This window comes from Psychromonas arctica, from assembly GCF_036697365.1.
Lineage (GTDB): Bacteria > Pseudomonadota > Gammaproteobacteria > Enterobacterales > Psychromonadaceae > Psychromonas > Psychromonas arctica_A.
This window is the reverse complement of sequence record NZ_JBAHZA010000007.1, coordinates 194,375-200,411: the sequence shown is the minus strand read 5'-3', so window position 1 is coordinate 200,411 and position 6,037 is coordinate 194,375. Positions and strand designations below refer to the sequence as shown.

Annotated in this window: 6 protein-coding genes; 5 read left to right on the top strand and 1 reads right to left on the bottom strand. The window is 38.4% G+C overall.

Going from position 1 to position 6,037, the window contains the following annotated elements:
• Together V5290_RS10355 and rplQ are read left to right on the top strand one after the other, a co-directional pair.
• Nucleotides 1–534: DNA-directed RNA polymerase subunit alpha (locus V5290_RS10355; RefSeq protein ID WP_333385056.1), on the top strand; the 534-nt coding region annotated here is incomplete at its 5' end.
• 35 nt (nt 535–569) lie between these two features.
• The gene (gene rplQ, locus V5290_RS10350; RefSeq protein ID WP_028869287.1) at nt 570–950 is read left to right on the top strand and encodes a 50S ribosomal protein L17; all 381 of its coding nucleotides are present in this window, start codon (nt 570–572) and stop codon (nt 948–950) included.
• 98 nt (nt 951–1,048) lie between these two features.
• Here rplQ and oxyR read toward each other — a convergent pair whose 3' ends face one another.
• Nucleotides 1,049–1,954, bottom strand: coding sequence for a DNA-binding transcriptional regulator OxyR (gene oxyR, locus V5290_RS10345; RefSeq protein ID WP_333385050.1), 906 nt, complete (start codon nt 1,952–1,954; stop codon nt 1,049–1,051).
• A gap of 338 nt (nt 1,955–2,292) precedes the next feature.
• Here oxyR and V5290_RS10340 point away from each other — a divergent pair, with 338 nt between their 5' ends.
• The 3 genes from V5290_RS10340 to trmH all read left to right on the top strand — a co-directional run bounded on the left by V5290_RS10340 (nt 2,293) and on the right by trmH (nt 6,023).
• The gene (locus V5290_RS10340) at nt 2,293–4,494 is read left to right on the top strand and encodes a hypothetical protein (protein WP_333385047.1); all 2,202 of its coding nucleotides are present in this window, start codon (nt 2,293–2,295) and stop codon (nt 4,492–4,494) included.
• Between the two features lie 131 nt (nt 4,495–4,625).
• The gene (locus V5290_RS10335; RefSeq protein WP_333385044.1) at nt 4,626–5,216 is read left to right on the top strand and encodes a superinfection exclusion B family protein; all 591 of its coding nucleotides are present in this window, start codon (nt 4,626–4,628) and stop codon (nt 5,214–5,216) included.
• Between the two features lie 120 nt (nt 5,217–5,336).
• Complete coding sequence (gene trmH, locus V5290_RS10330) at nt 5,337–6,023, top strand: tRNA (guanosine(18)-2'-O)-methyltransferase TrmH (RefSeq protein WP_333385041.1); 687 nt, start codon at nt 5,337–5,339, stop codon at nt 6,021–6,023.
• The last annotated feature ends 14 nt before the right edge of the window (nt 6,024–6,037 follow it).

Sequence of the window (6,037 nt, the reverse complement as noted above, 5' to 3'; positions counted from 1 at the left end):
GTTCCAGCTTCATCTCGTATTCATAGCGAAGAAGATGAGCGTCCAATTGGTCGTCTATTAGTAGATGCGACTTTCAGTCCTGTTGAGCGTATTGCTTACAGTGTTGAATCAGCTCGTGTTGAACAACGTACCGATTTAGACAAGCTTGTTATCGATATGGAAACAGATGGTACTTTAGAGCCTGAAGAAGCAATTCGTCGCGCAGCTACAATTTTAGCTGAGCAATTAGACGCATTTGTTGATTTGCGCACTACTTATGAAGCACCAGTAGCTGAAGCTAAACCTGAGTTTGATCCAATTCTTTTACGCCCAGTAGATGATTTAGAACTAACTGTTCGTTCTGCTAACTGTTTGAAAGCAGAGTCGATTCACTATATCGGTGATCTAGTACAACGTACTGAAGTTGAACTTCTAAAAACGCCTAATTTAGGTAAGAAGTCTCTAACTGAAATCAAAGATGTTCTTGCTTCACGTGGACTGTCTCTAGGCATGCGCTTAGAAAACTGGCCACCAGCAAGTTTAATCGAAGATTAGTCTAAAACCGACTTACGAATAATAAGGATTAGGTTATGCGCCATCGTCAAAGTGGACGTCAACTTAACCGAAACAGCAGCCACCGTCAGGCTATGTTTCGTAATATGGCAATCTCTATTGCTACGCACGAAGTTATTAAAACTACAGTGCCAAAAGCAAAAGAATTGCGTCGTGTAATTGAGCCATTAATTACATTAGCTAAAACGGATAGCGTTGCTAACCGTCGTTTAGCATTTGCTCGTCTTCGTGATGATGCAGTAGTGGCAAAATTATTTAATGAACTAGGTCCTCGCTACGCGACTCGTCCTGGTGGTTACACTAGTATCATTAAATGTGGTTTCCGTACTGGCGATAAAGCTCCTATGGCTTACATCCAGTTCGTTGACCGTCCAGTTGTAGCGGACGAAGAAGCGTAAGCTTCTTTATAGTTGCAAGAAAAAAGCCGAACTTATGTTCGGCTTTTTTGTGTCTGAAATTAAAGCTATCTTGTACTCTTAAGATAGCTTATGTGCGGTTAAGTGTATTCGTCTAAACGTTTTTGTACCGCTCTATTGATCACTTCTGCTAACTTATCAAAGCAAGCTTGTCGTGCACTGTTATTGCGGCTTAGTAATACTATCTGGCGAGATGGCACTGGCGGCTCAAACGGAATATATTTTACACCTGCCTGATTACGATTTAGTGGGATAGCTAATTGAGGTAGTAATGTCACCCCGTTTTCAGCACTTATCATATGTCGTAATGTTTCTAAACTCGTTGCCTTAAAGCTATTGTCTTCAATTGCGCCTGCGGCAAAGCAAAACCCTAAAGCTTGATCGCGTAAACAATGGCCATCCGCTAGCATTAGTACATGTTCACCACTCAGTTCTTGTAAACTAATTTGACGTTGATTAGACCAGGCATGTTTATCAGATAATGCGAGTTCTAAAGGCTCATCATAAAGTACTAACTGATTAAATTGTTCCATATCAGGCATCAAAGCTAGCATTAAACAATCTAATTCACCTTCTTCTAATTGTTTGATAAGCGTTTGTGTTTGGTTTTCATGTAAATAGAGCTCTAAATCAGGAAAAGCCTCTTTCATTACCGGAACAATTAATGGTAATAGGTAAGGAGCTACTGTCGGAATAAGTCCAATATGCAATGTGCCACGCATCGGTTCATTATGACTTTTTGCTATCTCTTTTAACGACTTAGCTTCCAATAGAATTGTTTTAGCTTTAGCTACGATATCAAGACCAGCAGGAGTGAAGATAACCTTTCTTGAAGATCGCTCCATTAATTGAACATTAAGTTCCTCTTCTAACTTTTTGATTTGACCGCTTAATGTTGGTTGACTGACAAAACATCTATCAGCGGCTTTTCTAAAATGTTTTAATTCTTCTAAAGCAATCAGGTATTCGAGATCTCTGAAATTCATAACATTAACCTTACACAATATATAATACTTTTATCCTAACATATCCCACTATCAGTGTTATTGGATTATTTAGCACTTAAGGGGTAAATATAGGCATAGGAAAGCAATTTCTTATTTATTTGAAGTTAACTAGCATTCCTTCATTATCTTTTTAGTAAAGATGTCTTAAACTCTACTTTATATCTGGATATTTCTAATATTAATCTACATATTTTGCTCATTTCTGGTTAGTATTATTTTAGTTTGTGTTAATGTTTAGTTCATACGGATATTTAAATCTATTTGCTTATATTAATTGCAGTAAACCTTCTGCAACTCTATTTTGAAAAGGAATTCCCATGAAGTGGTACCAAGTTCTATCCATCGCATTATTAACCTCACTATTATTTGCGTGTGGAGGAGGTGGTGATGGCGGTTTAAGTTTAGGTGGCAGCAGTTCTACTGATACGACCGATTCAACTGATTCTGACGATACAGATACAACTGAATCGCCTGATTCAACTGATTCACTCTCTTTGAGCTCTGTATTATATCTTTGTCCTAGTGATTGGGATCAAGACGATGGTACAGATTCTTGTACGGAAACGACTGAAGTATCAGAAGTTAATCCTGGAATACTCGCTGTTACTTTATTATTAAATGGTCAGGCGGTTGTTGATAGCAATCAGATTATTTCGGCAACAACGACTCTTGGAGAGCTTTCTGTCGACACTGCACTAACCAATAGTGAAGGTGTTGCGTATTTTACAGTTACTTCAGGTGATACGTTAGGAGCAGGTCGAATTTCTTTAGAAACCGATGCTTTTGAAGATGATATTGGTTCAGTAACTGATGATGAAATTAATTTTGAAATCACAGAAGAAGATTTTGAAATTACCATTGAAAATGAGCTTAATGGCGTTTCATTAGCTCAAAATGCATCAACTTTGATTACCGTTAGTTTAACCCTAGACGGTGAAGCTTATACATCACCTGTTGAAGTTACTTTTACTTCTTCATGTGCTGAAGATGAGACTGCTAATTTAGATGAAACGGTAACGACTAGTAATGGTATTGCTCAAGCAACATACCAAGCAGTTGGTTGTACTGGTGACGATACGATTACGGCATCAACGGATCTTAATAGCATCTCAGTAACTACTACGATCAATGTTGCTAGTTCTGCAGCAAACAGTATTCGCTTCATCAGCGCAACTCCAACAGATATTGCTATTGAAGGTACAGGTGGTGCTGATCGTCAAGAAACCTCTACAGTGATTTTTGAAGTCGTAGATATTAATGGTTCTGCGAGTTCTTTACAGAATGTTACTTTTTCATTAAACAATGCACCATCAGGTACAACACTTAGTGTCGATGAAGCAACGACTAACAGTGATGGACAAGTGTCTGTTATTGTTAAAGCGGGTAATGTTGCTGGACCAGTTAGAGTTCAGGTTGAAGTTACTGATTCTGAACCTTTAATTTCTAGTATTTCCGATCAACTTGTTATTTCTACCGGTTTACCAGATCAAGATAGTTTTTCATTTGCTCTTGAAGATCACTCTCCTGAATCATTAGGAATTGATGGGGTAACGGTATCTGCTAGCGTATTACTTGCTGATAGGTTTAATAACGCAGTGCCAGACGGTACGACTATTTTCTTTGATACGGAAGGTGGTGCGATTCGCGATGCAGAGACGGGTACGACAGGGGCTTGTACTACTTCTGGTAGTGGTTGTTCAGTAAACTGGGTTTCACAAAATCCGCGTCCAGAAGGGAATATGCTAACCAATTTTAACGATACTGATCAATGTGGTTATTTTGCATTTGCCCCTACAGGTTTAAATTCAACAGGCCCTTGTATCGAACTTGATGAGGATGGTTATGTTGGTATGGGGAAACCATGGGGTGGGCGAGTAACTATTACTGCTTATACACCGGGTGAAGAGAACTTTGTTGATAATGATGGAGATGGTTTATTTACTTCAGCCGATACATTTGATGAAGTTAATGATGACCTTTCTGAAGTCTTCTTTGATGATAATGAAAATGGAACTTATGATTTCGGTGAAGAGGAGTATCAAGACATTGATGGGAGCCTTGATTACTCTTCTACGAATACAAAATATAATGGTACTTTATGTGATGATGGAACTTGTACAAAAGAACTGGTACACGTTCGTGACCAACAGATTCTAATCATGGCTTCTAGCGATCAATATATCCGTGTTCAAGATAGTAGTGGAACGGATATTGGAGAGATAGATATTAGTGATGCTAGTATCGAATCTTACAAAGTAACTGCTTATTTTGCAGATATCTATAACAATAGACCGCCAACAGGTACCACAATTAATGTCTCTACAGATAATGGACAACTATCAGGACAAACATCGTGGGAAGTCAGCAGTAGCAGTGCTATTGGTCCTTACCAAATTGAATTTACAGTCATTCAAGAAGATACTGCAAATGATAAAACCTTCGATATTCTATCAATTGAATTAGAAACACCTGAGGGTGGAACGCTAACATTCGAAATGGATGTACGTGACGCTGGTTAACTTCGTTTAGTTATTAAATATATTAAGGAGCTTCGGCTCCTTTTTTCTTACCTGCTTTTTGATAAATTTAACTTTGTGGCATACTTCCTGCTTTTATAAAACTGTGCAACAATTTATTGGCAGGAGCTATTATGAAACAATTTTTACATCGCATAACAGAGCAACAAGGGATCACCACTACTATGATGTGGATGTGTGTTAGTTGTGCTGTTTTATTAATTATTCCAAGTTCATTATTTTCTCTCAATAATTCAGACCTTTTACCCGCTTCTTATGCCCCTTATATGTGGGTGTTAACTTTATTAACCGGTTGTTACTTGCTGACACGGCTATTATCATTTTCTTTTTCAGGGTTAAAAGAGTATTACTTGAGCCAGCGCTTAGTTGTGCGTAGAAATAAGATGATTCGTCAATTAGACTTTGAAGAGAAAGCCTTATTACGTGAATTTATTATTCAACGTAAAACGGTGTTGGCTTTGCCGCTAACTGAACCAGCGGTGAGTAACTTATTAGCTTCTGGCGTTTTAGCACCGGCTTTTGAAACACAAGAGATTAAAGGCAGTAGTCGTATTATTAAGCTGTCAATTGCTATTGAAGCAAGAGAAAAATTGACTCATAAGGTAATAGGTCTACCTGTTGGAAAATTGACAGAGACTGAAGCTGAGGTATTGAAAGCAGCACGCCCACAATATGCACGCAATAACTATATCTCACTGAACTAATGTCTCTTTTTATTAGTACTTTTCAAGCAGTGTTATAACAACACTTTTCTGACACTGCTTTAGCCAAGCCCAAATTTTCTATATAATAAACTCTTTTATAACTTCTTTGTGTGAGAGAGTATGACTCCTGAACGTTTTGCCCGTATAACTTCCATGTTAAACCGCCGTCAACCAGACCTAACCGTTTTTATGGAACAGGTGCACATGCAGCATAACTTAGCTGCTATCGTTCGTACAGCGGACGCTATGGGCATTAATAATGTACATGCTACATGGGATATTGATTCGACACGTATTTCACGAAATGTTGCATCAGGTAGTCAGAAATGGGTTAATGTACATTCTCATGATACGGTACAAGATGCTGTGGCAGTAATGCGTGAACAAGGTATGCAGATTATCGCAACTAATTTATCAGCTACTGCGATTGATTTTCGAGAAGTGGATTACACCAAACCTACTGCTATTTTAATGGGACAAGAGAAGTATGGCATTAGTGATGAAGCGCTAGCGCTAGCTGATCAGGATGTGATTATCCCGATGGTTGGAATGTGTCAGTCTTTGAACGTATCTGTTGCATCTGCATTAATTATGTATGAGGCACAACGTCAGCGTGAAATTGCTGGTATGTATGATCAAGTTTGCCAATTACCTAAAGAAGAACAACACCGTATTTTATTTGAAGGTGGTCATCCCATCTATCGTCAATTATGTCGAGAAAAAAGCTTACCTTACCCACCATTAGACGAAGAAGGTCAAATTGCTGCTTCTGAAGATTGGTGGAATGCCATCCGTGGACGTAAATAATTAAAGGAGAACGT

What these genes read in the sequence shown, in the direction of transcription:
- rplQ (WP_028869287.1), top strand. Translation starts at nt 570, where the DNA reads ATGCGCCATCGTCAAAGTGGACGTCAACTTAACCGAAACAGCAGCCAC.
- oxyR (WP_333385050.1), bottom strand. Translation starts at nt 1,954, where the DNA reads ATGAATTTCAGAGATCTCGAATACCTGATTGCTTTAGAAGAATTAAAA.
- V5290_RS10340 (WP_333385047.1), top strand. Translation starts at nt 2,293, where the DNA reads ATGAAGTGGTACCAAGTTCTATCCATCGCATTATTAACCTCACTATTA.
- V5290_RS10335 (WP_333385044.1), top strand. Translation starts at nt 4,626, where the DNA reads ATGAAACAATTTTTACATCGCATAACAGAGCAACAAGGGATCACCACT.
- trmH (WP_333385041.1), top strand. Translation starts at nt 5,337, where the DNA reads ATGACTCCTGAACGTTTTGCCCGTATAACTTCCATGTTAAACCGCCGT.